The organism is Bradyrhizobium sp. USDA 4516, assembly GCF_054055915.1.
In genome coordinates this window covers 523,973-550,796 of record NZ_JBSRXT010000001.1, presented here as the reverse complement: position 1 = coordinate 550,796, position 26,824 = coordinate 523,973, and the positions used below count along the sequence as shown (strand labels likewise).

At 60.2% G+C, this 26,824-nt stretch carries 28 protein-coding genes; 24 read left to right on the top strand and 4 right to left on the bottom strand.

The window, feature by feature from the left end; genetic code table 11:
• Positions 1 to 99 precede the first annotated feature (99 nt).
• The 13 genes from ACVI1L_RS02545 (at position 100) to ACVI1L_RS02485 (ending at position 12,278) form a co-directional block, all read left to right on the top strand.
• Positions 100 to 429 carry a hypothetical protein gene (locus ACVI1L_RS02545; protein ID WP_456782207.1) on the top strand — a complete coding sequence of 110 codons (330 nt, stop codon included), beginning with the start codon at positions 100 to 102 and terminating at the stop codon, positions 427 to 429.
• Positions 430 to 628: 199 nt separating this feature from the next.
• On the top strand, positions 629 to 988 hold the full coding sequence (locus ACVI1L_RS02540) for a VOC family protein (RefSeq protein ID WP_456782206.1): 360 nt from the start codon (positions 629 to 631) through the stop codon (positions 986 to 988).
• Positions 989 to 1,106: 118 nt separating this feature from the next.
• Positions 1,107 to 1,562 carry a flavin reductase family protein gene (locus tag ACVI1L_RS02535; RefSeq protein WP_456782205.1) on the top strand — a complete coding sequence of 152 codons (456 nt, stop codon included), beginning with the start codon at positions 1,107 to 1,109 and terminating at the stop codon, positions 1,560 to 1,562.
• Between the two features lie 298 nt (positions 1,563 to 1,860).
• A complete protein-coding gene (locus tag ACVI1L_RS02530; RefSeq protein WP_456782204.1) occupies positions 1,861 to 2,730 on the top strand; it encodes a branched-chain amino acid ABC transporter permease in 870 nt (289 codons plus the stop codon).
• Between the two features lie 67 nt (positions 2,731 to 2,797).
• Positions 2,798 to 3,745, top strand: a complete 948-nt coding sequence (locus ACVI1L_RS02525; RefSeq protein ID WP_456782203.1) for a branched-chain amino acid ABC transporter permease — start codon at positions 2,798 to 2,800, stop codon at positions 3,743 to 3,745.
• Positions 3,742 to 4,467, top strand: coding sequence for an ABC transporter ATP-binding protein (locus ACVI1L_RS02520; RefSeq protein WP_456782202.1), 726 nt, complete (start codon positions 3,742 to 3,744; stop codon positions 4,465 to 4,467). Before ACVI1L_RS02525 ends, ACVI1L_RS02520 begins: the two co-directional genes overlap by 4 nt.
• A 55-nt stretch (positions 4,468 to 4,522) precedes the next feature.
• The gene (locus tag ACVI1L_RS02515) at positions 4,523 to 5,179 is read left to right on the top strand and encodes an ABC transporter ATP-binding protein (protein WP_456782201.1); all 657 of its coding nucleotides are present in this window, start codon (positions 4,523 to 4,525) and stop codon (positions 5,177 to 5,179) included.
• Positions 5,180 to 5,343: 164 nt separating this feature from the next.
• Positions 5,344 to 6,111, top strand: coding sequence for an enoyl-CoA hydratase/isomerase family protein (locus ACVI1L_RS02510; RefSeq protein ID WP_456782200.1), 768 nt, complete (start codon positions 5,344 to 5,346; stop codon positions 6,109 to 6,111).
• Positions 6,112 to 6,894: a creatininase family protein gene (locus tag ACVI1L_RS02505; RefSeq protein ID WP_456782199.1), complete on the top strand. Its 783-nt coding sequence runs from the start codon at positions 6,112 to 6,114 to the stop codon at positions 6,892 to 6,894.
• Between the two features lie 201 nt (positions 6,895 to 7,095).
• Positions 7,096 to 8,226, top strand: coding sequence for an LLM class flavin-dependent oxidoreductase (locus ACVI1L_RS02500; RefSeq protein ID WP_212022778.1), 1,131 nt, complete (start codon positions 7,096 to 7,098; stop codon positions 8,224 to 8,226).
• A 28-nt stretch (positions 8,227 to 8,254) separates the two neighbouring features.
• Positions 8,255 to 9,034 carry an enoyl-CoA hydratase/isomerase family protein gene (locus ACVI1L_RS02495; protein WP_456782198.1) on the top strand — a complete coding sequence of 260 codons (780 nt, stop codon included), beginning with the start codon at positions 8,255 to 8,257 and terminating at the stop codon, positions 9,032 to 9,034.
• Between the two features lies 1 nt (position 9,035).
• Positions 9,036 to 10,907: an AMP-dependent synthetase/ligase gene (locus tag ACVI1L_RS02490; protein ID WP_456782197.1), complete on the top strand. Its 1,872-nt coding sequence runs from the start codon at positions 9,036 to 9,038 to the stop codon at positions 10,905 to 10,907.
• A gap of 138 nt (positions 10,908 to 11,045) precedes the next feature.
• A complete protein-coding gene (locus tag ACVI1L_RS02485) occupies positions 11,046 to 12,278 on the top strand; it encodes an ABC transporter substrate-binding protein (RefSeq protein ID WP_456782196.1) in 1,233 nt (410 codons plus the stop codon).
• 64 nt (positions 12,279 to 12,342) lie between these two features.
• Here the strand turns inward: ACVI1L_RS02485 and ACVI1L_RS02480 are convergent, their stop codons facing one another.
• Positions 12,343 to 13,206: an AraC family transcriptional regulator gene (locus ACVI1L_RS02480; protein ID WP_456782195.1), complete on the bottom strand. Its 864-nt coding sequence runs from the start codon at positions 13,204 to 13,206 to the stop codon at positions 12,343 to 12,345.
• A gap of 513 nt (positions 13,207 to 13,719) precedes the next feature.
• Between ACVI1L_RS02480 and ACVI1L_RS02475 the strand changes: the two genes are divergently transcribed.
• Entirely contained in the window at positions 13,720 to 14,043 is a 324-nt protein-coding gene (locus tag ACVI1L_RS02475) for a hypothetical protein (RefSeq protein WP_456782194.1), read from the top strand.
• 145 nt (positions 14,044 to 14,188) lie between these two features.
• Positions 14,189 to 14,479 (top strand): hypothetical protein, encoded by a 291-nt coding sequence (locus tag ACVI1L_RS02470; RefSeq protein ID WP_456782193.1) that lies wholly within the window; start codon positions 14,189 to 14,191, stop codon positions 14,477 to 14,479.
• On the opposite strand, the gene ACVI1L_RS02465 is transcribed toward ACVI1L_RS02470, so the two are convergent.
• Positions 14,466 to 14,933: a MarR family winged helix-turn-helix transcriptional regulator gene (locus tag ACVI1L_RS02465; RefSeq protein WP_050401629.1), complete on the bottom strand. Its 468-nt coding sequence runs from the start codon at positions 14,931 to 14,933 to the stop codon at positions 14,466 to 14,468. The two genes, ACVI1L_RS02470 and ACVI1L_RS02465, sit on opposite strands and share 14 nt — an antisense overlap.
• Positions 14,934 to 15,217: 284 nt before the next feature.
• Here ACVI1L_RS02465 and ACVI1L_RS02460 point away from each other — a divergent pair, with 284 nt between their 5' ends.
• The 9 genes from ACVI1L_RS02460 (at position 15,218) to ACVI1L_RS02420 (ending at position 24,664) form a co-directional block, all read left to right on the top strand.
• A complete protein-coding gene (locus ACVI1L_RS02460) occupies positions 15,218 to 17,476 on the top strand; it encodes a xanthine dehydrogenase family protein molybdopterin-binding subunit (protein WP_456782192.1) in 2,259 nt (752 codons plus the stop codon).
• Positions 17,477 to 17,478: 2 nt separating this feature from the next.
• Positions 17,479 to 17,928, top strand: a complete 450-nt coding sequence (locus ACVI1L_RS02455) for a CoxG family protein (protein ID WP_456782191.1) — start codon at positions 17,479 to 17,481, stop codon at positions 17,926 to 17,928.
• Between the two features lie 2 nt (positions 17,929 to 17,930).
• On the top strand, positions 17,931 to 18,806 hold the full coding sequence (locus tag ACVI1L_RS02450; RefSeq protein WP_456782190.1) for an FAD binding domain-containing protein: 876 nt from the start codon (positions 17,931 to 17,933) through the stop codon (positions 18,804 to 18,806).
• Positions 18,803 to 19,282 carry a (2Fe-2S)-binding protein gene (locus tag ACVI1L_RS02445; RefSeq protein ID WP_456782189.1) on the top strand — a complete coding sequence of 160 codons (480 nt, stop codon included), beginning with the start codon at positions 18,803 to 18,805 and terminating at the stop codon, positions 19,280 to 19,282. Before ACVI1L_RS02450 ends, ACVI1L_RS02445 begins: the two co-directional genes overlap by 4 nt.
• 38 nt (positions 19,283 to 19,320) lie before the next feature.
• Positions 19,321 to 20,532 (top strand): FAD-dependent monooxygenase, encoded by a 1,212-nt coding sequence (locus ACVI1L_RS02440; RefSeq protein ID WP_456782188.1) that lies wholly within the window; start codon positions 19,321 to 19,323, stop codon positions 20,530 to 20,532.
• A 31-nt stretch (positions 20,533 to 20,563) separates the two neighbouring features.
• A complete protein-coding gene (locus tag ACVI1L_RS02435; protein WP_456782187.1) occupies positions 20,564 to 21,280 on the top strand; it encodes an isochorismatase family protein in 717 nt (238 codons plus the stop codon).
• A complete protein-coding gene (locus ACVI1L_RS02430) occupies positions 21,277 to 22,089 on the top strand; it encodes an alpha/beta fold hydrolase (RefSeq protein ID WP_057017965.1) in 813 nt (270 codons plus the stop codon). The genes ACVI1L_RS02435 and ACVI1L_RS02430 overlap by 4 nt, the downstream gene beginning before the upstream one ends.
• Before the next feature lie 60 nt (positions 22,090 to 22,149).
• Positions 22,150 to 23,202 carry a leucyl aminopeptidase gene (locus tag ACVI1L_RS02425; protein WP_456782186.1) on the top strand — a complete coding sequence of 351 codons (1,053 nt, stop codon included), beginning with the start codon at positions 22,150 to 22,152 and terminating at the stop codon, positions 23,200 to 23,202.
• 112 nt (positions 23,203 to 23,314) lie between these two features.
• Complete coding sequence (locus ACVI1L_RS02420; protein WP_456782185.1) at positions 23,315 to 24,664, top strand: MFS transporter; 1,350 nt, start codon at positions 23,315 to 23,317, stop codon at positions 24,662 to 24,664.
• Positions 24,665 to 25,000: 336 nt separating this feature from the next.
• On the opposite strand, the gene dinB is transcribed toward ACVI1L_RS02420, so the two are convergent.
• Complete coding sequence (dinB, locus tag ACVI1L_RS02415; protein ID WP_456782184.1) at positions 25,001 to 26,104, bottom strand: DNA polymerase IV; 1,104 nt, start codon at positions 26,102 to 26,104, stop codon at positions 25,001 to 25,003.
• Positions 26,101 to 26,823, bottom strand: a complete 723-nt coding sequence (locus tag ACVI1L_RS02410) for an SOS response-associated peptidase (RefSeq protein ID WP_456782183.1) — start codon at positions 26,821 to 26,823, stop codon at positions 26,101 to 26,103. The genes dinB and ACVI1L_RS02410 overlap by 4 nt, the downstream gene beginning before the upstream one ends.
• Position 26,824: the final 1 nt, after the last annotated feature.

Below are 26,824 nucleotides of genomic sequence, written 5' to 3'. Positions count from 1 at the left end.
GATCGCGATCTTCGCATTCTACCGTAAGGATATGTCAGCTAACCCAAGGCGGAAAAAGGACGACCGCCCTCATATGCAACGGGCTGCGGGCGATCAAGATTGACCGATCTTGTGCCTGCATCTGGCTTTCAGCGGCGCCACATCAACGCGAAGCGCAGTTCCACGACACGAGAAAGCGAGCATTCTGAAAGCCTTGTTCATGCGACATGCGGCGGCTCAAGAATCGAGCTTGTTCGCAGATGCGCGAATGCGCCGGCAGGGTCCAATAAAGGAAAAATCGGTTATCGGATAACTCGCGAGCTGCGCAAGCGCTCAGCGGCGGCGGTTCACACACGTATTCAACGGGTCAGCGTCAGGCAAATCGCAATCGGCGCAAGCGATGCTACGCGCCCGAACGCTCTGCCGAAAAAACGGCAGGGTTGCGAATGACGCCATGAATCGTCTGTCGTCGTCGCATGCGCTGGAAATTAAACAAGCCGGCCCCGATAGCCTGCAGCATAATATGCTGATGGGCGATGCGCGCGGTGAAAACTTCGAACATTAATGCCGACCGGGCGGCGCAAGTATCATCAGACAAGCGTGGCCGGAAGTCACGGATTGATGGTGCGCTCGGAATCGAAAGCAAGAGATGAAGCTCAAGCACATCTATCTTACCGCCCCGGAACCTGAGGCTTTAGCCGGCTTCTATGAAGCGCTTGGACTGGCGATCCGCTTTGCCGACGGCGCCAAATGGATTCAATTCGCCGGAGAGAAGGCCGCCTTCTGCATCGCAGGTCCCGGAGAGTCGGCCTCCGATGGGGCTCGGAACGCGGTCGTCGTATTTGAAGTGGATGATCTGGAGCTGACACTCGATCAGGCTCGCGCCCTGGGAGCCGAGATTTTCGGCGAAGTACGGGACATGGGGGCGCATGGCCGTGTGGCTTGCTTGAAGGATCCGCAAAACAACACGATCCAGCTCTTTCAAGCGTCGAACAAGCAGGGCGGCTAGTCGGCTCCGGACAACTCGGTTCGAGCATTTGCGGGAAACTATCATCATGAACTTCCGAGTGTCACCGATGCCAGACCAACCATCCCCGGCATTCAGCAGCGCGGAATTCCGGAGCGCAATGCGCCACGTGCCCGGTGCGGTATCTATCGTGACGACGGGTGTGCGGCCGGGCAGGCACGGCTTGACGTTGACGGCCGGGTGCTCATTGTCAACCGACCCATCGAGCGTGCTCGTTTGCGTCAACAAGTCCGCCGGTGGCCACGACACAATAAAGCAGAGCGGATCATTCTGCTGGAACATTCTCACGGCGGATCACGCTGAGCTCGCAAAGAAGTTTGCCGGGCAGGACGGAAGCAAGGGCGACATACGCTTTGCTGACGGTTTGTGGCGTCAACTCACGACAGGTGCGCCGAGCCTCATCGAGGCAATTTGCAGCTTCGACTGTCGCGTCTCCGGTTCGTACGATGCCGGCAGCCATACGATCTTCGTCGGCGAAGTTGTTGCCCAAACAACCAACCTCGATTGCGAGCCGCTTGTCTACGTAAACGGCGAGTTCACCGTACCGAAGCGTTAGAAAGTCCGGCGCATGGGCTGCCGGATAGCGTCGCACTCAGTGAAAATAGCGCCCGGACACCGACCGAGAATGCGAAGCAAAGGCTCAGGTCATAGCGTCCGGCGCCCAAGAGGATATCTGTCGCAAACGAAGGAGAAATACCAATGCGGGGGACCATGTTCGCTGACCAGATCAGGTGGCAATTTTACGCCGGCGTGGTCTCGATCGCGCCCGAGCGCGGCCAGCCGCGGCTAGCAGCCTATCTGAGTGTTGCGGTGTCCAATAGCCGGCATTCGCTCGCGCCAGTCAGTGCTTGCTGATGCTCTCGCTCTGGCTCAATGTTCTTGCGAGCGGCATTCTGCTCGGTCTCGTTTACGGCCTCGTCGCGTTGGGCCTGACCATCATCTTCGGCGTCATGCGCGTCGTAAATTTTGCGCACGGCGAGATGGTCGTGTTCGGTGTCTACATCGGCTACTGGACGGTTCGGCTGTGGAACGTGCCAATCATCGTGGCGGCAGCAATCGCTGCGGTCGTGATGTTCGTCTTCGGATATCTGTTGGAAGCGCTGATCGTGAAGCGGTTCGTGAACCGGCCGCATCACTATCAGTTCATTGTTTTCATCGGCCTGTCGTTGCTCTTTAGCGGAACCCTGTTGGTCGCGTTCGGGCCGGATCCGCGTCCAACTGCCTCGCAGCTGTCGTTTCAGACCGTGTCTCTCGGCCCTGTGACGCTCGACCTGGCGAGAGTGCAGGCGGCAGCGACCGCCGGGCTGCTTATAGCTCTGCTTGGAGCGTATCTGAAGTTCTCCCCGTTCGGCCGCTCGCTGCGGGCGGCGGCGGACAATCGTTTGGGCGGCCTCATCGTTGGACTGAACATTCCACGAGTCTATGCGGTTACCTTTGGCATCGGGGCAGCTTGCGCAGGGGTCGCCGGCGCCCTGATATCTCCCCTGTTCGACGCTCAACCATATCTCGCCGTCGATTTCACTCTCCTTGCTTTCGTGACGGTCATCGTGGGCGGGCTCGGCAGCTTTGGCGGAGCACTCCTCGGAGGTCTGGTGATCGGCGTCGCCGAGGCAATCGCGGCGTTGATGTTCACGCCTTCGATGAAGACGGCGCTTCCTTACGCGCTCCTGATCATCATCCTGGTTTTCCGTCCGAGGGGGTTTTTTGGTGCAAAAGAAATTTGACCGTGGGCTGGAAAGGACACGGTGGCTTGCCGGAATAACGGTCTTCGCTGTCCTGGGATTGGTCGGGATGCTGGCAAACCCGTACGTCATCTCGCTGATGACGATCGTATTGTTGTTCACCTTCCTCGGACAGTCCTGGAACCTGATGCTTGGGATCGGCGGGCAGCTATCGATCGGTCACGCCCTCTTTGTCGGTCTGGGAGCCTATTCCGTCGGTGTCCTCTACGTAAAGTACGGCATTTCGCCTTGGTTCGGGCTTTTGACCGGAATGATCCTCGCCGGATCCGTTGGCGCGTCGATCGCCTGGTTGAGCTTTCGGTTCGAGGTTCGCGGTATCTATTTCGCGCTGCTCACGATTGCCGCCGCCGAGTTCGCCAGGATCATGTTCAGTGGCTGGGAGTTTGTGGGCGCAATGCAGGGATTGTTCTTTCCTGCGCCAACAGGCGGGATTGAGATCTCCATGCTTCGCGGCGATGCCCGCTTCTACTACTTCGTCGCGCTTGCACTGGCGGCGTTGGGAATAATCGGAACCGAGTTCATTTCACGATCCTACCTCGGATACGTATGGCGGGCGATGCGCGACGACGAATCGGCCGCACGCGCGCTCGGCGTCCGGACGTTCCAGCACAAGATTCTCGTGATCTCGCTATCGGCCGCAACGGCCGCCGCGGGCGGTGGCGTTCTGGCGCTCGTGCAAGGGTCGATATTCCCGGACTCGATCATGGGGATGGGGCTATCGGTAGACGTCCTGATAGGGCCCGTGGTCGGGGGGCTCGGGACCACGTTCGGTCCGCTGGTCGGGTCGCTCGCCGCGATTCCGCTCAATCACTTGATGAGCGCGCTCGGCGACAGTCTCCGGATCCCGGGACTGAACAATATTACCTACGGTGTTGTCCTGATCTCGGTCGTCTGGTTCCTGCCAGACGGCATCTGGCCGGCGATTGTGCGCTTTTGCAAAGCTATCCAGGCGCCACCCACGGCATGGCTGTGGCAGTCCCGAAAGGTCGAAGAATGACAGCCCTGCTTGAGGTCGAGAACCTGTCCCGATCGTTCGGAGGCCTGGTCGCGGTGAAGGATGTAAGCTTCTCACTTCGAGCGGGGCGGATCACAGCGCTGATTGGACCGAATGGAGCTGGAAAGACGACATGCTTCAACCTGGTCGCTGGTGCCCTGAAGCCGACCAGCGGCCGGGTGCTGTTCGACGGCCGCCAGATCGACAATTTGCCACCCGAGGCTGTTTGCAGGATCGGTATCGCGCGAACATTTCAGATCGTCCGGCCGATGCGTGAGATGTCGGTGCTTGAGAATGCCATGATCGGAGCCTTCAGCTGGACCAGAAACGTAAGCGAGGCCAGATCGAAGGCGTACGAGTCTCTTGAAAGCGTTGGTCTGGCCGCCAAGGCCCATGCGAGGACGGATCAATTAACGCTGCCGGACCGGAAGATGCTGGAAACGGCCAAGGCGCTGTCGACCCGGCCCAAATTGCTGTTGCTGGACGAGGTTATGGCGGGTCTGCGACCGACTGAAGCTGCGAGTATTGTAGGCGTACTGCAGAAGCTTGCCGAAGGTGGATTGACGATCCTCCTTGTCGAGCACGTGATGCGCATCGTGATGGAAGTGGCCTCGCGTGTGGTGGTGCTGCATCACGGCGCCAAGATCGCAGAGGGACCTCCCGAAGAGGTGGTTGCAGATCCGAAAGTCCTCGATAGCTACCTGGGGGCAGGCTTCCATGCTTAGTGGTGCGCTTCTGTCGATCGATGGACTTTGTGTGGCGTACGATGGATCCTGCGCTTTGAACGGCGTCTCCCTGCAGATCCACAAAGGCGAATTGATCTGCGTCGTTGGCGCGAACGGCGCAGGGAAGACCTCACTCATCAGATCAATCTCGGGCATTGTTCGATCCTCGAGCGGTGTCATCAAGATGAACGGTGTTGATATCACCGGGATGTCGCCATGGGATATCTGCGAGCGCGGCATTGCCCAGGTCGCGGAAGGTCGGCAGATTTTCGGAAGTCTTTCTGTGGAAGAAAACCTGCTCCTCGGAGGGGCGCTGAAGCGCGCGAAAGGCGGGCAGTCCGAAACGCTCGACTTCGTTTATCAATTGTTTGAAAAGCTTCGTGAGCGCCGCGGGCAATTGGCCGGTACCCTATCGGGCGGCGAGCAGCAGATGCTGGCTATCGGCCGTGCAATCATGTCAAAGCCCGAGGTCGTCATGTTCGACGAGCCTTCCATCGGGCTGTCGCCCGCTTTGACGGACGTCATGTTTCGTGTGGTGAAGTCCCTGCACGAGCAGGGAGCCACGGTCCTGCTGGTAGAGCAGAATGTGGCGAAATCGCTTGCGTTGGCCAGTCGCGGCTACGTTCTGGAGAACGGCTCAATCGTGCTTCACGGGTCCAGCGACGAGTTGCTGAACAATCCCGAGATTCAGCGCGCTTATCTTGGACTGTAACGGTCCTGAATGGCGGGACCAGCCCGTCATCCGAAAAGGCGGCCGAACGGTCGCGGCAGAAGATGCCGCGAAATAGCCCGGGCGCGACCATTTGTGTCGAGCAGCGGCGTCGGGGAAAGGGTGTCCCGCAACCAATTCCACAAGGCCTCGCCTAGGCTATTTCCATGGAAGCCGATGACGCCATTCTGATCGAACGCGACCGCGATGTGGTCACCATGACCATGAACAGGCCGCCGGCGAACGCACTGAACAACGCGCTTGTTGGCCGGCTGCTGGACACGTTTCGCGCATTGTCTCGCGAGGTGTCGCCGCCGGGCATTGTCCTGACCGGCCAGGGCGAGCGCTTCTTCAGCGCGGGCGGAGACATAAAGGAGGTCGCCGGCATCGAAATATCACGGCCTCGGATGAGGAGCTTCCACGCGCTTCTTTGCGAGATGGAGAGATACCCCGGGCCCTTCGTGTGTGCCGTGCGTGGATACGCTGTCGGCGGGGCCTTGGAGTTCCTTCTTCACGCCGACTACGTCGTAGCGAACCATGAATGCAAAGTCGGGTTCCCGGAAATCAACCACGGCCTGTTGCCTGCAGCCAAAGGAATCCGGAAGGCAGTGCAGAAGCTTGGGCTTCGTGAGGCGCAGGCATTGCTCTACTGGGGCGACTTGACCGACGCCAAAAGCGCACTCCAAATTGGGGCGATCAACGAGATCGCAAGCACCGCGGAAGTGATGGTGAGAGCCGGAGAGGTATGCAGGTATCTTCGTGGAAAGGAGGGCAAGCTGTTTACGGCGATCAAGCGTTCGCTGAACCTGACGGGCCAAATGGACGATGCTGCGCTCGAGGCGGTGACGATCGAGGATCTCTCGGCGTATCTGGTAGACGATAGTTCGGCACAGGCGCGTTCGCGCTTCCTGTCGAAACAGCCAAGGAAAGCGTGAATGACTGCACCGGCATTGCCTGACGAGCTCCGTCTTGAACTGCTGAGCTTCGAACAGGTATCGGCTGCCCTTGCTGCGGGGGCATCGACCGTCCTGATACCCTGCGGAGCTGTGGAGCAACATGGACCGCACCTTCCGCTCTGCATGGATGCGGATCATGCAGACGCCATTGCGGCAAGACTGGCGCGGCAGCTGGGAGGCACCCTGATCGCGCCCACCATCAAGGTCGGTTGTTCAGCCCACCATCTGGTCTTCCCGGGGACGATCTCCATTCGTCCGGAGACGTTCGGATCGATCTGCCTGGATTATTGCACAAGTCTTGCGAGGCACGGCTTCAGGCGCATTCTGCTGTTCTCAGGCCACATCGGGAATTTTCCCGCGCTCCAGGAGATGCTTCCCCGGCTGAGGAGCGCCGTTCCGGTAGACGTCGAGATCGACGCGTACTGCGATGCCGTTGCCTGGATCGAGAGATGGCGAAGCGCCGTCGAGCAAGCGGGTGGTGACCCGAATGCTGTTGGAGGACATGCCGATATCGCGGAGACCTCGCTCATGATGTTGCTCCGCCCCGACAGCGTTCGGCTCGATCGGTTCGACGTCGGGCATCTCGGTGCGCTATCCGAAGAGCAGCTTCAGGCAATGTGGAGAAACGGGATCAAGTCCGTCACCGCCAATGGAATCATCGGAAACCCATTCGGCTCGACGGCCAGGATCGGCGAACGATGTCTCGCGGCGATAACAGATCTTCTGGCTGTCTCGTTTGGAAGCCAAAGCAACGCCGTCTGAATCTCTCGTGCTTCTCCTCGGATGGACGCCGAGAATGATTGTCGCGCCATGTTCAGCGGCGTTGGCTGCGAAAGGGGCAGGCGTTGACTGCTCACAGCACAAAATTTGGAAAGTCATCTAACTGCGTGGCGCATTCGAACAAAAATGTTGCCGCGCCCATGAAATGCTTCGCCATCTTGACACTCCATGAGGATCCAGAAGATGGCACTTACGTTCGGGTTTTGGTCGGAGCAAGAAACCCAGGTCGGGCAGAGCTATGCCCGACGACTCCATGAACTCGTGGACGAGGTGCGTCTGGCGGAAAAGGTCGGATTCGACTGCGTCGCGCTTTCCGAGCAGCACGTTGCGCTCGGCGGCATCTCGAGCTCCGCGCCTGAGGTCGTCTACGGGTACCTTGCAGCCGTTACGTCGCGCGTGAAGTTGAGGTCAGCGGTGACGCTGATGCCGCAGAAGATCAATCATGCCTTGCGATCGGCGGAGCGATTGGCAGTAACCGACATCCTGTCGCATGGCCGCATGGAATTCTACGCCGGCCGGGCCAACACGACCATCGCCATGCGCGCCTTCAACGTTGATCCGAGCGAAACTCTTGCCCAGATGGAGGAAGGTATCGCGCTCCTGAAGAAATCGATGCGCGAAGATATCTTCACCTTCGAGGGCAAGTACTATCAGATCCCACCGCGGATGCTGGTGCCGAAGCCGATACAGAAGCCACATCCGGTGATCGGCATCGCTGCGACCAGCGAGCGGAGCCACAGCTGGGCCGGATCCGAAGGCCTCGCCGTCATGAGTAACTGCATCTACCAGGGATGGGAGGTCCAGGAAAAGCTTCTAAACACTTACCGTCGCGGCTGGAAGCGTGACGAGCAAGGCCCGCTCGATCGGCCGCGCATCGGCATTCCGCTTTTCTTCGGCATCGGGTCAACCGATCAGAAGGCGAAGGACGATTACGCCGAGCCCCTCATGCACTATGCGAGGATTTCAACGGACGCCTATCCCCGTCTCGCAAAGCTCGCCGACGACTATGCGTATATGAGCGAGAGCGTGCCAGCCATGGAGCGCGCGGGAAAGGACTGGGACTACTTGCTCAACCACTCCGCGACAACTGTCTGCGGAAGCCCGGACACCGTCATTCGTCAGATCGAGAAGTTCCAGGCGATGGGCGTCGACGAGGTGCTTCTCCATCTCGACTCCGTCAATCACGAGAAGATCATGGAAGCGATCGACATGTGTGGCCGCTATGTGATTCCCCACTTCAACGACAGGAACAATGTCGTCCGGCCTACGGAAGATATTCTCGGACAGATCCGCGCCATGCGACCGCAAAAGTAAGGCCAACAGAGACAAACGGAAGATAGCCATGTCGAAGCAAACCTACAAATATCTGATCGTCGAGAAGCGGCCGAGCGGTGTGGCCATCGTCACGATGAACCGGCCGGAGATCCTCAATGCGATCAATTGGGATATGCACAGCGAGCTCGAACGGGTCTTCGTCGAGCTGGACGAGGACAAGGCGGTCCGCGCGATCGTTCTGACGGGGGCGGGACGGGGGTTCTGTTCGGGCGGCGATCAGAAAACGCTCGACAAGAGTCCGATCCCGTCGCCGACCCGGGGCGGACGCCATCTGATCCGGAACATGCTGGAAGTCGAGGCGCCGATCATCGCCGCGGTCAACGGCGTCGCGGTCGGTCTCGGGGCAACCCTCGCCTTGTTCTGCGATGTCATATTCGCCAGTCCGGCCGCGAGGTTTGCCGACACGCATGTTACTGCAGGCGTGGTCGCGGGCGACGGCGGCGCGGTGATGTGGCCACTTTTGATGGGGCCCGTCCGTGCGAAGCATTACCTGATGACCGGTGACTTCATCTCCGCGGAAAAGGCCGCGTCCATCGGCATGATCAACGAGGTGATTTCGAACAGGGACGTCAAGGATGCTGCAATCGAGTACGCAGAGATGCTCGCGAGCGGCCCAAGAGAATCAATCATCTGGACCAAGTATTGCGTGAACAAGATCATCAAGCAGTACGCGCATCTGCTCCTGGACACCTCGACCGCGCTCGAGACGATCACCTTTGCCGCGCCCGACCGGCGCGATGCCGTGGCCGCCTTCGCTGAAAAGCGCAAGCGCTTCGCGGAGCGTTGAGGTGAGCGCCGAGGGTTTTGCGTCAGGCGCCCAACTCGCCGACGTGACCATTCCGCGGCTCCTGTGCCAGCGGAGGGTGGAGCTTTCTGACGAGATCGCGTTCAAGCAAAAACGTCGCGGTGAGTGGATCGCCACGACCTGGAAGCGGTATTCGGACGAGGTGGCCAAGTTGGCGGCCACTCTGCAAAAGGCTGGCTTCGAACGCGGCGATCGCGCGGCGATCATGGGGGATGTGTCCCAGGAATGGCTTCTTGCAGACATGGCGATCATTTGTGCCGGCGGCATCATGGTCGGCGTCTACTTCACCTCATCGGCGGAGGAGGTCGGCTATTATCTCACCGACTCCGGAACGTCGTTCATGTTCGTTGGCAGTGAACATCAGCTCGGTACCGTCCTTGCGTCGGGCCATGCTGACCAGCTGAAAAGAATTATCGTGCTCGATCCCGCGTGGAAGAAGACAGGCGGGCCGGCGAACATCGTCTCTCTTCATGACTTCTGGAGCGAAACATCGATTGACGCCGACATCTTTCTGCGGGAGCAGGTCGCGAAAGCCAAGGCGAGCGATCTGACCAGCATCGGATACACGTCCGGCACGACGGGATTTCCGAAGGGAGCGATGCTGACCCATCTGTCGCTGCTCGCCGGCGCGCACAGCGTAACCCTGTTCACGTCGAAGTTGCGCTCCGATGTCCACCGTGTCGTCGTGCACCTGCCGATGTCACACACGGTGGCACGCGCACAGGCAACGACACTGCCTCTGCTCATCCGCCTGGTGCCGCATTTCGGCGAGAACAGCGCAGAGTTCGCTCAAACCGTCAAGGAAGTGAAGCCGACCTACTTCATGGCTCCGCCGCGGTTCTTCCAGCGGTATGCCACCCAGATCCTCAGCAAGGTTCACGCCGGGTCCGAGAAGCAGAAGCAGGACTATCAGCTCGCGATGACTATCGCCCGCAAGGCCCTTGATGATCGTCAGGCCGGAGGCGTGCCGGACCCGTTCATTTCCAGCCTCTTTGCCGTGTGCCAGCAACAGGTCTTCCGTCCGCTGCTTTGTGAGGTCGGGTTCGAGGAACTCACGGTCGCATACACCTCGTCCGCGGCGATGCCTCCCGAGCTGATGTCGCTGTGGCAGCTATGGGGATTGCAGCTGAAGGAATGTTACGGACAGACGGAACTGGTCGGCGCCAATCTGGTGCAGATGGCGGAATGGCCGGAAGCTGGCACCGTGGGCGTACCGCTGCGGGATCCGGCTTGGGAGACCGCTGTTCTTGAAGACGGGGAAATGATTGTCAGGGGACCCGGACTCTTTGTCGGTTACTGGAATAAGCCGGAAGAGACCAAATCCGCTCTGCGCGATGGCTGGCTCTACACCGGAGACATCGTGGATGTCGATTCGACGGGCCTCTTCAGGCTGGTCGATCGAAAAAAGGAGATCATCAACACTTCCAATGGAAAATCCATCAGCCCGACGCAGATCGAAAACGAGCTCAGGCGCAGCCCGTTTATCTCTGAGGCGGCTGTGCTTGGAGAAGGAAAGAAGTACCTCACCGCGCTGATCGAGGTGAACGCGACCGCGACGATGGATTGGGCCAGATCGCACGGTCTTCGCGTCGACCGGTACTCGGAACTGGCGAGCTCCGAAATCGTGGTGCGGATGATCGAAGCAGAGATCGGCAAGGCGAATGGCAGGCTTGCCAGGGCCGAGCAGATCAAGGCGTTCCGGATATTGCCGGAAGAGCTTTCTCCCGAGAACGGCATGATGACGCCGACTCGAAAGAAGCGTCGGAAGCAGATCATGGAGAGGTATCGGTCGTTGATCGATACGCTTTATGACGAGAGCGAAGACAACCTCGTCAAGGCGGAAGTCAAACCCTGAGCCAAACTACGCAGTCGGCGCTTCTCGTGAAGCGCCGAGCGCGAGTGCTTGTCCTGGCCCGATAGCGCCTCATTGTTCGTCGAGCGCGGCTGTCGGACCGCATCCGGTATTCTTGCAGCCAACCAAAGGGGAAACTACATGAGAAAGCATATCGAAAGCGGTTTGACCCGTCGGTCCTTGATCGGTAGCGGAATTGGCGCCGCAGTCGGACTCGCATCGTGGCAGTCAAGAGCGGCCAGCCCGGCCAAGGTCCGCGTCGGCGCAATCAATCCGAGCAGTGGCGTCCTGGCGTTTCCGGGGCAGGCTTGCGTACGCGGCATCGATGTCGGTGCGAAGTTCGCAAAGGAGAAGTTCGGTATAGAGCTGGAAATCATCCATGCGGACACGCAAAGCCGGCCGGAAAACGGACGGATTGCCGCCGAGAACCTGATCAGGCAGGGGTGCACGGTACTTATCGGCGCGTGGGATTCCGGAGCAACCATCTCCGCGCTTCAGGCCGCCGAGGCCGCAAAAGTGCCTATGGTAGTTCACATCGCGAGCGCGACCCAGGTGACCTCTCAAGGATTCACCGAGGTGTTCAGGTACTACCCGACGTCGCTGACAATTGTCAGGAAGTCGCTCATGGAGCTGAAGTCCATCCTGTCCTCGATCAAGGACGCTCCAACAAGCGCCGCCGTCATGCACCTCAACAATACGATGGGACAGTCGACCGCGGCGAGCATCGATCAGGCCTGGAAGGAGGTCGAAGTGCCCCTCAGGATTGCCGAGTATATTCCATACGATGAAAGAGCCAAGGATCTCTCGGTCGAGGTTGCAAAAGCCAAAGCGTCGGGCGCAGACGCGTTGGTCTCCGTGACGCGCGTCAACGACGCCATCATGATCATTCGGGAATGCACCAAGCAGGGGTGGAATCCCAAAATGATCTTCTCCCCCAACTCGAATGGCGCGCAGGACAAGGCGTACTATGACGCGTTGGGCAAGTACGGCGACGGCGCGATACTGTCGACCCTGTGGTACAATCCGAAGGCGCCTGACGCCACGGCGATCTTGAAGAGATTTGCGTCCGATTATCCAAATGACTGGGTCGACGGGAATTCAGGCTGTGCCTTCGAAGCTGTTCAGATTGTTGCGGACGCCGTAAGCCGCGCCGGTTCTTCCGAACCCGCTGCGATCCACGCTGCGCTAAAAGCAACGGACATGACGCCTATCCTGATGTCCAGCGGCAAGATCAAGTTCGACGCCAATGGCCAGAATATGGGCAGCGACGTGACCATCCTTCAAGGGCAGAACGGGAAGCCTCGCGTGGTGGCGCCGCAGTCGGTCGCCGAAGCTTCGCTCCAATACCCTCTCGTACCTTTCAGCGCGCGATAGGAGAAGCCGCGAGCTGCGGCCCCAGCTTGCGATGTTGGGAGCCAGGGCTGCCGGGCGAGTGTCTTCAAGCCGAGGGCTCACGGCCGACGAAGCTGGATCGCTCGGCAAGGAAGCGGCGCGGACTCTTGCCCATCGCCTTCTTGAACATGGTTATGAAGGCGCTGGGAGTTTCATAGCCCAGATCGAGCGAGACGGTCTGAACGGAAGATCCCGCAGACAGCCTCTGCAGCGCGACGAGGATGTGAAGGCGCTGTCGCCAGCGTCCAAACGTCATCCCGGTTTCCTTCAAGACCAGGCGAGCGAAGGTCCGGACACTCATCGCATATCTGGTCGCCAATTCGTCGATCGTGCTGCGATCGCCGGGGTCATTGAGCAGCGATGCCGCGAGATGCTGAAGCCGGCTGTCGGTGGAGATGGGCAAGTACATCTGTTCGGTGGACATCTGCACCAATTCGTCGAGCAGCACGCGTCCGAGCCGGCTGGTAGGCCCCTCGACCGGATACAGGGGAGGAAAAACGGAGAGCCGATGGATCAGTTCACGGACGAGCGATGATATCGTGAATGTGCAGCACGTGCTCGGAAGCGTACTCGCCTGCGGATCGATGAAGACGACGTAGACCTTTCCATTGTCCGAGACGCAATTGCTGTGCATGACGCCTGCCGGTATCCACACGGCACCCTGCGGCGGAACGATCCATAGTCCGCCGGGGGCGCGACACATCACCGATCCATGTGAAGCGACAACGAGTTGCCCTTTCTTGTGTGAGTGGAGCGGAAGCTCGTCATTGTCTTCACCGGTTTCGATGCAGAATGAGGTGATCGGCCGATCGAACTGATCCGGATCAATCGGATCGTAGTTGATCCGAAGCTCGGGCAAATTCATTCTGGCAAAACCGGGATCCATTTCGGACGTGGACAACATGCTCATCGAATTTGCTCGTTATTGGCTACGCCTCCCGCAATTCAGGAGGCGGAGATAAGGGGCGCGCCTGGAGTCCGGGCGACGATAGCGCTCCGGGAAATGCTCGTCACTGAAAAGTAACGCGAGGATGCAAGAATCTGATCCTGCGGGTTAGCCTCGTTCCTTCCCGGATGGTGACTGTCACGGCCGCTCATCGACTGGCTCCGCGATGGGGAAAACAGCCGGAAGGCTCAATGCAGGGAGCTGCTGCGACAAGACACGTCTCACGGCGCCAGACCGCGCACCGCCCCGACGGTGGAAAATGCCGCGTTCCCGCGCCAATTGGGTCCACCGATCGCGCTTTTACGGTTGTCCGCAGGGGTATTCGCCAGAAAATGCCGCGACCCCCGATGCTACCAAGGAACATTTCGCAGAAAGCCGGCACGGGCGTGTTGCCGATTGGAAGGCGAGAGCCAGGCCGCGCAGGCCGTGACGTCGAAAGACGAAGGCTGCGCAGTGCGATCTTTGGGGAGCAATTGTATGGCGGAGGAAGATCGAACCGCCTTCAGCATATCCTTGAGCGCTCAGGAGCTGGAGTTTGCGGCAGCATGCCGTGACTTTGTTCTGCAGAAGAAACCCGAGCTCAGATCTTCCATCGTTGTAGCGGACAATATGCTTTCGATCGCCGACCAGCCACATGTCCGGCAGGCATTCATGGAATTGGGCCTGGCTAGGTTGGTCCGCGTTCTGCGGCTCGCGATCGTGGGTAGAGCGATTGCGGTCAGGAGAGCACCCAGATTGCTGTTTGATCTCGCGCGCTTCAGGACAAAAATCGTCCGCGCCCTGCGCAGCCGCGCGGGATAGCCGCTCGGGGAACGGCGTCGATCGATCGTGCGATGAAGCTGGCATTCGAAAGATGGCCGGTGATGGGCTCAATCAATTGTTGTGATCGGTTCGTCATCGGCTATCGACCGACTGGCCTCCGGTTCATGCAGCATGGCGCGCGCCGATGTGGCTCATCCCGGCCTTGTCACGCGAAAATGCCGGAAACTGGCGCAATTCCGTCTTCTTCAGCACAAAATGCCGGGCGGCATACCGGATAGTTCTGTCGCTGAGATCGTTCGTTGGGCTGTCTTCGATCGAGATCCGCGTCGGCGTTTGCGAAGGATCTACATCCTTCGCTTCCTCCCTGGACTTGGCCCGGCTCGTGCCGGGCCATTTTTTTGCTTGGCGGCGGCTGAAGCGTTTACGGGATCAGCTTGTCGGCCGGCTCAGCGCTGTGGAGCTCAGCGGCGTATGATTTTCTTCAAGATCTCGGTCAGGGTCCGAAATTCTTCCCTCGTCAAGGGGGCAAATGTCTCACCGGAGATCTCAGCAATGGTCTCGATCGCAGCGTCCGCCGTCCGCCTCCCTTTGTCCGTTAATTCGATCTGCCGTCGTCGTGGATCCAAAGGATCCTTGGAGCTCTTGATCAGCCCGCGCGATTTGAGGCGATTGATGACGCCAGTGATCGTTGCTGAATCATAGTGGATCAGTCGCCCCAGGTGATTTTGAGAACATGATCCGACTTCCCTCAGTTTCGCCAGCGTCGAGAATTGGGGTGGGGTCAGTTCTTCGATCATTTTCGCGACAAAGATCGATGTGTGGGTACGGAGCGCGACGCGCAACAGGAATCCTGGCGCATCGTCCAACCTGTAAGATTGTGCGGCCTCTTTCGGCTTCTCCGTCGGAGCCGTCCTGGTTTTCGGTTGCACGATTTTCGTCCTCTTGCGGCACTTGCCCGTGGCTCGGCTGAACAAAGCTGGATGGCTCGGCCTCGGAAGTTCCGAGTTGATCATTTGTGTACATTCGTTGCCCCCAAGAATCCATGCCGTCTGACCGCGAGCCCTATCCGTCCGGCGGGTAGGGATATCACTCGTATACGAGTGTAGCGCTTGCATACGAGTGATAATTGGGGTAGAGGTTGAGGATTGCCCCCTAGGAGGAGCCGCGCAGGCTTCCTGACCATCGGCTGTGACCTCGCACCCCGGATCCGAGCATGTCGTTGACTGACAGTATGAGTGCCGTACGACCCGACCTCATCGAGAAGGTTACGGGGCGGGCAGAATACGTTACCGACCTCGTGATCCCGGGGATGCTGCACGGCTTTGTGGTTCGTTCGCCGGCTCCTCACGCGCGCATCTCGTCGATTGACGTGAGCGTCGCCAGGTCCGTACCCGGCGTCGTCGACGTGCTCGTCGGAGCGGATGTCGTCTCGTTCGGTTGCTGGGGTGTCGTGCTCAAGGACCGGCCGATCATGGCAATCGACCGGGTCCGGTATGTGGGCGAGCCGGTCGCCGTGGTGATCGCTGAGACCATCGAGATCGCCGAAGTCGCCGCGGAGCTTGTCGACATCGCGTACGACGAACTCCCTCATGCGACGACCATCCATGAAGCGATGATGGCGGATGCGCCGCTCATCCATGAGCATCACGAAAACGTCGAAGACTTCTACTTCAAGGGCGGCGCCAGGCCGACACCGGGCAGCAACATCTTTCATACTTACAGGAACAACGTCGGAGATGTTGAAGCTGCGGAGGCGGTCGCGGCGTACGTTCACGAGGACCACTTCACTTTTCCGGCAATCTCGCATTTCGCGATGGAGCCGCATGCGGTCCTCGCCGACTTCCGGGGAGACTCCCTGACGGTCTGGGCAGGTGCGCAGACGCCGACCGCGGTTCAGAAGGTCCTGTCCAGGCTGTTCGGCCTGGCGCTGGCCAAGGTCCGCGTGATCGTCCCGTTCGTTGGCGGCGGATTCGGCGGCAAGGCATCCGTCAAGATCGAGCCGTTGGTCGCCGCCGCGTCCTGGAAGGTGCGGCGCCCGGTTCGTGTCGCTCAATCCATGGTCGAATCGATGCTCACCTGCCGAAGGCTCGGCGCTGACATCACGATTCGAACCGCGGTCGATGCCAATGGACGGATCCTCGCGAAGAGCGCCAGGCTTCTGCTCGACGGCGGAGCGTATTCAGATACGGGCTCAGCAGTCGCCACGAAATCGGCGAATCGGATCATGGGACCATACGTGGTGCCGAACATGCGGCTCGAAGCATGTGCGGTTTACACGAACACCGTCCCTGGCGCGGCATTCCGCTCAATCGGTGGTCCGCAGGCGGTTTGGGCCAAGGAATCGCACATGGACAATGTGGCTGCGGCAATCGGCATGGACCCGATCGAGTTCCGCATGCTGAACCTGGCCTCCCGTGGCGAGCGCATCCGCCCCGACCTGCGCGCGCTCGACATGGACATGAGCGAGTTGATCGGCCGGGTGAGGCGGTCGTTCGCGCCGGACGCGCAACCCTCCAACCGCAAGGCGCATGGATTGGCGGTTGCCGCAACCGATCCGGCGAATACGCCGATCAGCAACGCGATCGTGCGTCTCAAGATCGATGGGTCGATTCTGGTTTCGGTCTCCAGCATCGAGGTTGGTCAGGGTGCGCACGCGACGATGGCCAAAATCGCGGCGCAGACATTGAAGCAGAAGGTGTCTGCGGTCACCGTCCTGCGCTCGGATACAGCGGTCGCTCCTTACGACTGGGGTACCGGTGCGAGCCGCTCCACCGTCGTCGTCGGCCTCTCTGTCGAGAGCGCCGCTCTCGACGCAGCCGATCAGATTCTCGATCTGGTTGCGGAGGTCTGGGAGCTTCCCCGCGACGGCCTGTCACTCGTCGAGGGAGGCGTCTCGACCGGTCCAGATGTTCTCACTTTCCATCAAATATTTCACCGCAGCCTGGGTGTCGATTCGGGAGAAGTGGTCGGCCGCGGCGCCATCACGCCGCGTTCGAAGAAAGGTTCCCTGGCGGAGTCACCTCTGTTCTGGGAGACATCCGCGGCTCTCGCAGAGATCGTGGTCGATGAGGAAACCGGCGAGATCCGTGTGCCTCGGTACGCCAGCGCCGCCGACGTCGGCCGTGTGATCAATCGCCTCGCCGCGGAAGGTCAGGATGAGGGCGCTGCTGTCATGGGGCTCGGTCACGCGCTTCACGAGGCGCTCGAGTTCGAGGACGGGCAACCCGTCAACGCGACGCCGATCGATTATTCGATCCCGCGGATCACCGACGTGCCGCCCTCGTTCGACACGATACTTGTCGAAAACGGCGACGGCCCCGGGCCTGGCGGAGCCAAAGGAATGGGCGAGGGAGCAATCCTGCCGGTCGCACCGGCGATCGCCAACGCGCTGTTCGCCGCCTACGGCGTCCGAATAACCGATCTGCCGATGACACCCGAAAAAGTGTGGCGCGCACTCCGGAAGAGGAACTGAACATGGAATTCAACATGTCAATGGCGGTGCCGGCGACCCCGGCACAGCTTTGGAGCACGCTGCTCGACGTTCCACGCATATCGAGCTGCATTCCCGGGTGCGAAAGCGTTGAGGAAATCCAGCGGCTTGCAGCCTACAAAGCAACCGTCAAGCAGAAGATCGGTCCTTTCAAGCTCGAAGTGCCGGCCGACATCATCGTTGAATCGATCACCGAGCCGTCTCACGTGCGCACCCGCGCTACGGGCCGCGACAAGATCACAGGAACGCGGCTGGCCGTTGTCCTCGACGTAACCGTCACGCAGGCCGGTTCTGGGTCCACATTTGCCGTGGACGCGAAAGTCGACGTGCAGGGCCGGCTCGCGAGCATGGGGTTCGGCATCATCAAACGCCGGGTCGATCAGAACTTCGAAGAGTTCGAGAAGCGACTCAAAGAAATGCTGGGCGCGGCCTGATCATGCTGCCGTCACCCTTCCAATTCGAGCGGCCTTCCACGATTGCCGATGCCGTGCGTGCCGTCGGCGATTCCGGGGACGGTATGTTCTACGCCGGCGGGACCGAATTGCTGCTCGCGCTGAAAATGCGCGTCATCCGTGCAGACCGCCTCATCGACATCAAGGGTATTCCTGGGCTCGATTGCATCGCCGTCAACGACATGAACGAGATCGAGATCGGCGCGCGCTGCACGCACAGGAAGATCAGCGGCGATTCCGTCATCCGCGAGCACGTGCCGGCGCTGGCATCGCTCTGCGCGGAGGTGGCGAACATCAGGGTCCGCAATGTTGGAACAATCGGCGGCAATCTCTGCTTCGGAGAGCCCCACGCCGATCCGCCGACGATGCTCGCGGCCTTGAACGCACGACTGGTGCTCGAGGGATCCAAGGGCACGCGTGAAATTCACGCCGATGATTTCATCCGAAGCGAAATGGAAACTGTGCGCGAGCCTGACGAGCTGTTGAGAGTCATCGTGTTCCCGCGGCTCGCGGGACCGGTAACTTATCGCCGGTTCAAGCATGGTGAGAGGCCCTCAGTGAACGTTGCGATGGCCTGGTCACTGAACGCCGGCGGGAGCACGATCAGGAGCGCCCGTGTACGGGTCGGCGCGCTTGGTTCGCGGCCACAGACTTTGACGGCCGTCGAAGGTGCCCTCCGAAACGTAGCGGTGGCAGAGGCTCGTCGGGTGATTGAGACAGCTCTTCCCGAGGCGCTGGATCAGCTTGAAGTCAACGCGGATCGGCATGGCGGGGCCGATTACAAGCGTCACCTTGCAGGCGTGCTTCTTCTGCGTAACGCCGATGAGGCGATCATCGCCGGCGGGAGCTGGCTGAAATGACAAAGGTATTGGCGATCTCCTTCTCGTTGAACGGCAAGACGATCGCCGTCGACGTCCCGGCCCATATGCTCTTGATCGACCTCATCCGAGATCGTTTGGGCCTGAAGGGAACGAAACGTTCCTGCGACATGGAAGTGTGCGGCGCTTGCACGGTCCTTCTCGACGGTGAGCCGATCTCGAGCTGCACAACGCTCGCGGTCGATGTGGACCGGCGCGAGGTCACCACAATCGAGGGCGTCACGCCGCCGGACGGACTATCCCCAATCCAGCAGGCGTTCGTGCTTCATGGCGGCCTGCAGTGCGGCTTCTGCACGCCCGGGTTCATCATGGCGGTCACGGCGCTCTTGAAGACCATGCCACACCCGACAGACGCGGACATCCGGCACTATCTCGACGGCAATCTTTGCCGTTGCACCGGTTACACCAAGATTTTCGAAGCCGTGAAGAGCCTTGCGGTCCGGCGGGATGCCGCTTGAAACCGCGCGAGACGGCGCAGCTACTTTCTGGAGGTATCATGAGTATTGATCAGGTCAAGAGAACGAGCGTCTTGATTGCGGGTGCCGGCATCGGCGGTTTGGCGATGGCGTTATCGCTGCTTCGACGCGGCATCGATTGCGACGTTTTCGAGCAGGCGGCCGAGCTGCGTGAAGTCGGAGCCGGCCTTTGGGTCTCCATGAACGGCGTGCGCGTACTTCGCGATCTCGGCCTCGCCGAGCAAGTCGAACAGAATTGCATCGCGGCCGAGCGACGTTCCATCCGGCTCTGGAACACCGGTGAAACGTGGTCGCTGTATGACCGGACCACCGACGCAGCCCGTAACCAACCCTACCTTCTGCTGCGCGCGCACCTGTTAAAGATCCTTGTCGACGGCGTACGGCGATTGAAGCCGGACGCCATCCATCTGAACGCTCATGTTGTCGGATTCAGCCAGAGCCGGGACGGAATTTTGGCCCGGTTCGCGGACGGCCGCGAGATCGAAGGTCGGGCGCTGATCGGCGCCGACGGTTCGCATTCGAAGGTCCGAACCGGGATGATCGGCCAAATCGAAAGCCAGTACACCAACGCAATCGCCTGGCGTGGTCTTGTGCCGGTCGACCGCCTCGAGCCGCATCAGCGCGAGCCCGTGGTGTCGACATGGATCGGGCCGACCGCGCATGTCACGGCATATCCGGTCCGCTGGCAGAACACGGAATTGATGACGTTCTCGGGTCAGGTCGATCGCAACGACTGGCTTCTGGAATCCTGGTCGGAGAAGGGGTCTGTCGAGGAGTGCCTGAAGGACTTCATGGGCTGGCATCCCGACATCATCGCGCTCGTCAGCAATGTCGAAAGCCTTCACAAGTGGGGCCTGTTCGTGCGGCCCACGCTGGCTGGTTGGTCGCAAGGACGGGTCACGCTTCTTGGAGATGCGTGCCATTCCATGCTGCCATATCTCGGTCAGGGAGTGAACATGGCGTTGGAGGACGCCTCCGTCCTCGCCCGATGCCTCGAGCAGCACCCAGGCGATCCAGCGAGAGCTTTCCAGACATATCAAAGCCTGCGCCTGGATCGCACAACCAGGGTTGTGAACTCCGCGGCCGGGATGCTGCCGATCTTCCACAACCCGGCGCTCTCCAGGGCCGAAACGGCGGGAGACTACATCAGGACGCAGTGGGCGCCGGAAGCGACCGCCGCTCGTTACGACTGGATCTACCAGTACGACGCGACCGCCATTCCTCTTCATTGACATCTCTCCCCACGAGCACCGGTGCACAAGGATGATCGGCAAAGAGCAGCCCTGGGACAGGGTGATACCGCTCGAGGAGCGCGAGACCTACGCGATCGCAGGATTGGGTGGCGCGGCTGGATTCGGCAAGCGGCCCGCGCTGCTGGTGATTGACGTGCAGTACCGCTCGGTCGGTAACCGGCCGATGCCGATCCGCGAGGCGATCAAGCAATATTCAACCAGCTGCGGTGAGGCTGGTTGGTACGCCATAGCGCAGATTTCCGAACTGATGCGGTTGTTTCGCGGCAGAGGATGGCCGGTGATATTTCCGCATGTCGCCTGCAAGGTCAGCCATGACCAGGGGGCATTCGCGGCAAAAATTCCGGGCATCATGCAGATTCCGCCCGAGGGCTACGACTTTGTTCGCGAGGTGGCTCCAGAGCCGGGGGAGCTGCTGCTGCCAAAGACGCAGGCAAGCGCATTCTTCGGCACCCCGCTGACGACGTATCTCGTCGGAGCCGGGATCGATTCACTGGTGGTGACCGGCTGCACGACCAGCGGCTGCGTCCGGGCATCGGTCGTCGATGCGTGCGCGCTGAATTTCAAATCGATCGTGCCGAGCGACGCCGTCTACGATCGTTCGCCGACTTCGCACGCGGTCAACCTGTTCGATATAGCCAGCAAGTACGCAGATGTGATGCCGACCTCGGAAGCCATCGAGCGGCTTCGCGCGCTGGCGGATGATCGTACCAAGGATCGGCCGACATGAAGGTCGCCCCGGTATCCGGTCTGCTTTACGGCGCTCATGTGCGTGCGAACGGCATCCGCCAGCATTACCTGCGGTTCGGCGGAGCCGGGCCCGCCATCGTCATCGTCCCGGGCATCTCGACGACGGCGGCACAATGGGGGTTCATCGCGGAACGTTTGTGCGTTGGACACGACGTCTATGTGCTCGATGTCCGGGGGCGCGGCCTTTCCGAAAGCGGACCGCATCTCAATTATTCGCTGGATGCCTGCGCCTCCGATCTGGTTTCGCTCGCCGAGGCGCTGGAAATAGGCGCATATACCTTGCTCGGCCATTCCATGGGGGCCCGCATCGGAATTCGTGCCGCACGCTGGCGACCATCGTCCATAAGACAGTTGATCCTGGTCGATCCACCGGTCTCCGGCCCCGGACGTCGCGCCTACCCAAGTCCGATCGGACCTCTTCTCAAGCTGCTTCATAGCGCAAGCCTCGGAGAAGCGGACGCGGCGCTGCGAAGCCCGTCCGCGCCGCGCTGGCCTGAAAAGCACATTCGTGCTCGGGCCGAGTGGATGCACACCTGCGACGAGCGCGCCCTGGTCGAAAGCCACAAGGGCTTTCATCACGACGACATTCACAATGACCTCGCCAACCTCAACGTTCGCACTTCGCTGCTCGTTGCGGGCAAAGGCGATGTCATCCGTCCCGAAGATGAAAGAGAAATTCAAAGACTGCTGCCGTCCATCGTGATCAGGCGACTGGAGAGTGCAGGTCACCAAATGCACATCGACGACACGGAAGGCTTCCTTTCGATCGTCAATGACGTTCTCGCCTGACCCCTCGAAAGACCGGTCGGAGCGCTGCGAATACATGCCTGGCAAAGGAGATGACTGAAGATGACCCGGCAACGCATCGATGTTGAAATGCTCGAACTGTTCAAGGCCGAACTTGCACTCTGCAAGGTAAGGGAAGGCGAGGTCGTAGCTGTCCTGAGCGGCGGCGAGGATCAGTCGGAGTATGCCCAGACATTCATGTTGGCTGCCCAGGGTCTTGGTGCGACAACCTTCCACCTCAATGTTCCAAAGTACGGCCAGAGCAAGGTTGCGGGCCAGCAGGGCAGACACGCGCTGAGCGGTAACCAGCCGGCGATCGACACGCTCAAGCGCGTGGATATGGTGATTGATCTTCTGGGCCTGCTGTTCTCGCGCGAGCAGCTCGAAATTCAGGAAGCGGGCACGCGCATTCTGCGCGTAATGGAGCCGTTCCACATTCTCAAGAAGATGTTCCCGACCGAGGATCTCCGCCGGCGAACGGAGCTCTCACGAACGCTCCTGCAGTCAGCCAGAACCATGCGCATCACGTCGCCGGGCGGAACAGATGTGACCTACGGATTAAACCAGTATCCGGTCATTTCCGAGTACGGATACACCGATGAACCGGGCCGCTGGGATCATTTCCCGTCAGGCTTCGCTTTCACCCAAGCCACGGATGGCGACGTCAACGGAACTGTCGTTCTGATGCCAGGCGACATTCTCTGCGCATTCAAGCGCTATATTCAGTCTCCGGTCACGCTGACCATCAAGGACGGCTTCATTGTCGACCTCAAGGGCGAGGGCACCGACGCGACGCTCATCAAGAACTATATCGACAGTTTCGGTGATCCACGTGGATGGGCGATCTCGCATATCGGCTGGGGATCGAATGAGCGCGCCGACTGGCACCACATAGCTGCATCTCAGCAGCTCGCGTCGGAGCATATCATGAACGCGCTTTCCTTTTATGGAAACGTTCTGTTCTCGACGGGGCCGAATACCGAGCTTGGCGGCACGAACGACACGCCGTGTCATCTCGACATCCCGCTCCGCGGCTGCAGCCTTTGGCTCGACGATGTCCATATCCTCGACAAGGGTGAGTTTGCCTATTCCGAGTTGAGGGCACCGGGCCGCTAGGCCTCGCCCGCCTGATCAAGACCTGGAGCCGCATCCGCGGTTCCCAATAACGCGGAAAGCGTTTCGGCAACGACCATCCACTGTCCAGCTCTTTCAACGGGAAACGCATTGCATGTCCAAAACCCTCTCAGGCGCGGAAGATTACACGGCCAGGCAACGGTATTCGATCATGATCTCGGCGATGCTGGGATACATTCTCGACTTCTATGATGTCCTGATCTTTCCGTTTCTCTTGCCCGCGATCCAGCGGTCGATGTCGCTATCGTTGACAGAGATCGGCTCCCTGCAGGCCCTGACACTATTCGGATCGGCGATCGGCGGGGCCCTGTTCGGCGTCATCGGTGATCGCCTTGGCCGGAAAACCTCGCTTCAGCTCACCATCGCGCTGTTCTCGGTCGCCGCGATCATTTCCGCCTTCGCATGGAATTACTGGTCGCTTGCGGTGCTGCGGTTCATCACCGGCATTGGTCTTGGCGGCGAGTACGGCGTTGGCATGGTGCTTTTCAATGAGGCCTGGAAAAAAGGCAGCCGAGGCTTGGGAGCAGCTGCGCTTCAGGGCTGCGCCGTGATCGCATCGTCCACGGCTTCGATCGTCGGAATCTGGCTTATCGCGACGTTCAGCGACGAGTGGAGCTGGCGCATCGGCTTGCTGAGCGGCGGAGTGCCGATCCTGCTGATCATCTTCATTCGCTTCTTCATGCCTGAGTCGAAGATCTGGCTGGAGTACGAGGCGCAACGCAAGGCCGGTCCGGTCGCGGCCGCGGCCCGCACTCTTCCCCTTGCAGACTTGTTCCGCAATGGTCTGGCGCGGCAGACCGTCACTGCCTTCGTGTGGCTGATGAGCTACATGCTTTGCTACTACAGCGTCGTCTCCTTCATTCCGACGCTGTTGCTCCGGGACATGCACACGCCGGGCGATGTCGTTCGCACCACGGCCGTTCTTCTTTCGGTGGTCAGCGGCATCTGCTACCTCGCCAATGGCTTTTTCAACGACAGGGCTGGCCGCCGGTTCGGTGCTCTCGTGCCGGCGTTGTTTTGGGTCGGATCCCTGGTTGGCATGGCGGTGTGGGGAAGTCAGCTCTACGCCGGCTCGAAGACCGAGTGGCCGATGTTCTGGCTCTATATCGGTTTCGGTATTGGCAATGTTGCGCTCGGCGTGACGGGCGTCTGGATCTCGGAGCTCTATCCGGTCAACCTGCGCGCAACGGCGGTGTCTACATTCTATATGGGCGGACGCGGCCTTGGCAGCATCGCGCCAGTGATCGTGCCCCTTGCGGCTGCTCGTTTCGGCGGAAGCCTGCTGAACGGCATGGTCGCCGTGGCCCTTCCTGCCGCAGCTACTTTCATTCTGGCTTCTCTTCTGCTTCCTGAAACGCTCGGTCGCGATCTGTCCGCGAAGGGCTTCGAGGCCGACGCGGAATCGGAGCCTGCGATGAAGGCTGCGCCGGCCTCGAGCGTATGATGCACTTGTGAAATGACGCGCAGCCGGCGAGATGAGAGCTCATCGCGCTCATCTCGCCGGTCCGGCGCGGAAGGTAGCATCCGGTACTGGGCCGTCGATACGGACAAATGACGTCTGATCGAGACCAGCACTGCATCGGATCAAATGTTGGCCCGCACCGTCTTCATCATGCCTGCCGGTGCGCTGGTGGCAGGTGTTGTCGACCGACCGATGCGCGGCGTCCTTGCCGACCTTGTTGCGGCCATGCAATAGAACCGCATCGGCAATCTGGATTTCCACAGCATGGAGATAAAGACGTATCGTCCGGATTGGCGACGTCCGTGTCAGCCGCGACCTTCAGATCGGTAGGTCAAGTTGCGGCGCCGCATCGTCGCCTTGTAAGGACGAAAGCGAAACCCCCAACAGGCGGACTGACCTGGAAAAGGGTATCTCGTTCTGAAGCAGCGCGATCGACAGTCGTTCGAGTTCCGCGCGGCTCGAAACCGCGGCAGGTACCGACCTGCTGCGCGTAATGATTTCGAAGTCGTTGAACTTTACCTTGAGGGTCACCGTTCGGCCACGCGCTGCCTTGTCTTCACAGTGCCGCCAGACCTTGTCGATAAGTGGCTGCAGTTCGGCGGCCAACGTTTGGAATTCGGTCAAATCGCTTGAGAAAGTGGTCTCTGCGCCGACCGACTTCCGGATTCGATCCGCGCGGACCTCACGATGATCGACGCCCCTCGAGATCCAATAGTAGTACGCACCGGCCTTGCCGAAATTGGCCTGCATGAATGCGAGCGACTGATTGCGCATATCGAGCCCCGTGTAGAGGCCCAGGGCATTCATCCTGGCACCGGTCGCAGGACCAATGCCGTGGAATTTGCCGACGGGCAGGATTTCCACAAATGCCGGGCCCATTTCAGGCGTGATGACGTACTGGCCATTCGGCTTGCGGTGATCCGAGGCGAGCTTCGCCAGAAACTTGTTGTATGAGATGCCGGCCGAAGCATTGAGACCTGTCTCGGCCTTGATCTTGGCCCGGATAGCGAGCGCGACGTCGCGCGCCCATGGAATGCGTTGCAGGTTGTCGGTCACGTCGAGATAGGCCTCGTCGAGTGACAGGGGCTCGATGATCGGTGTATGCTCCGCGAAGATTTCGCGGATTTGCTGCGAGATTGTCTTGTAGACCTCAAAGCGCGGCTTGACGAAGATCAGATCGGGGCATTGTCGTTTTGCCGTGACGGACGGCATGGCCGAACGAACTCCGAACTTTCTGGCTTCATAGCTGGCCGCCGCTACGACGCCGCGTTCACGGGATCCTCCGACGGCGACCGGCTTGCCGCGGAGGTCTGGATTGTCCCGCTGCTCGACGGACGCATAGAAGGCGTCCATGTCGATGTGGATGATCTTGCGCTGCCGGACCGGCACAATTGCCCGGTCGTCATCGATCTCGATGGTCACGTCCCGAGCCCGGCTGTATCTTCCTTGACGCCGCGGGCGACGATTTGGAGGGTTCCGTCGGCAAGCGGCCGCTGCAAACTCAGTGCCTCGTCCGGAGGTGCCGTCATCCAGGCCTCTACCTCGTCCGGCGATGTGAGGATCACCGGCATCGCCTTCGGGTGAATGGCGCCGACCTCTGCATTGGGCTCAATCGTCAGGAACGCGTAGAGGTCGTTGGTCGTCTCGCCCTCCTTGACTTTCCGGACCGACGTCCAGTTGGTCCAGATGCCGGCAAAGCAGGCGAGGGGACGGGTCTCATCGAGCGCGAACCAGATATCACCGCCCTCGGCCTTGTTGAATTCGCTGAACGAGTTGAACGGCACCACGCAGCGGTTTTCGACGCCGAGCCAGCGAGTCCAGTGCTTGCTCGTCACGTTGCGAATATTGGTCGTTCCGCTGTCCGGCTCCATTCTGAGCAATTCCTTGAAATCGACCGCCTTGCCTTTCGCCTCGAGCTTTGCCGCGCGCTTTTTGGTTGCTTCCATCATGGCGTGCTGCGACGGCATTCCCCATCGCGCCGTCGTGAGTTCGCGGCCCTCGGCCCCATTGCGCACGATCGGCGCCTTGTAATCGGGAAAAACCCCCGGCATCGGCGCCAGATTGCCGACGTACCGGTTCACGACGCGGAACAACTCGGCGATGGCGGCTTGATTGGTCGTGATCGAGTAGAGATTGCACATC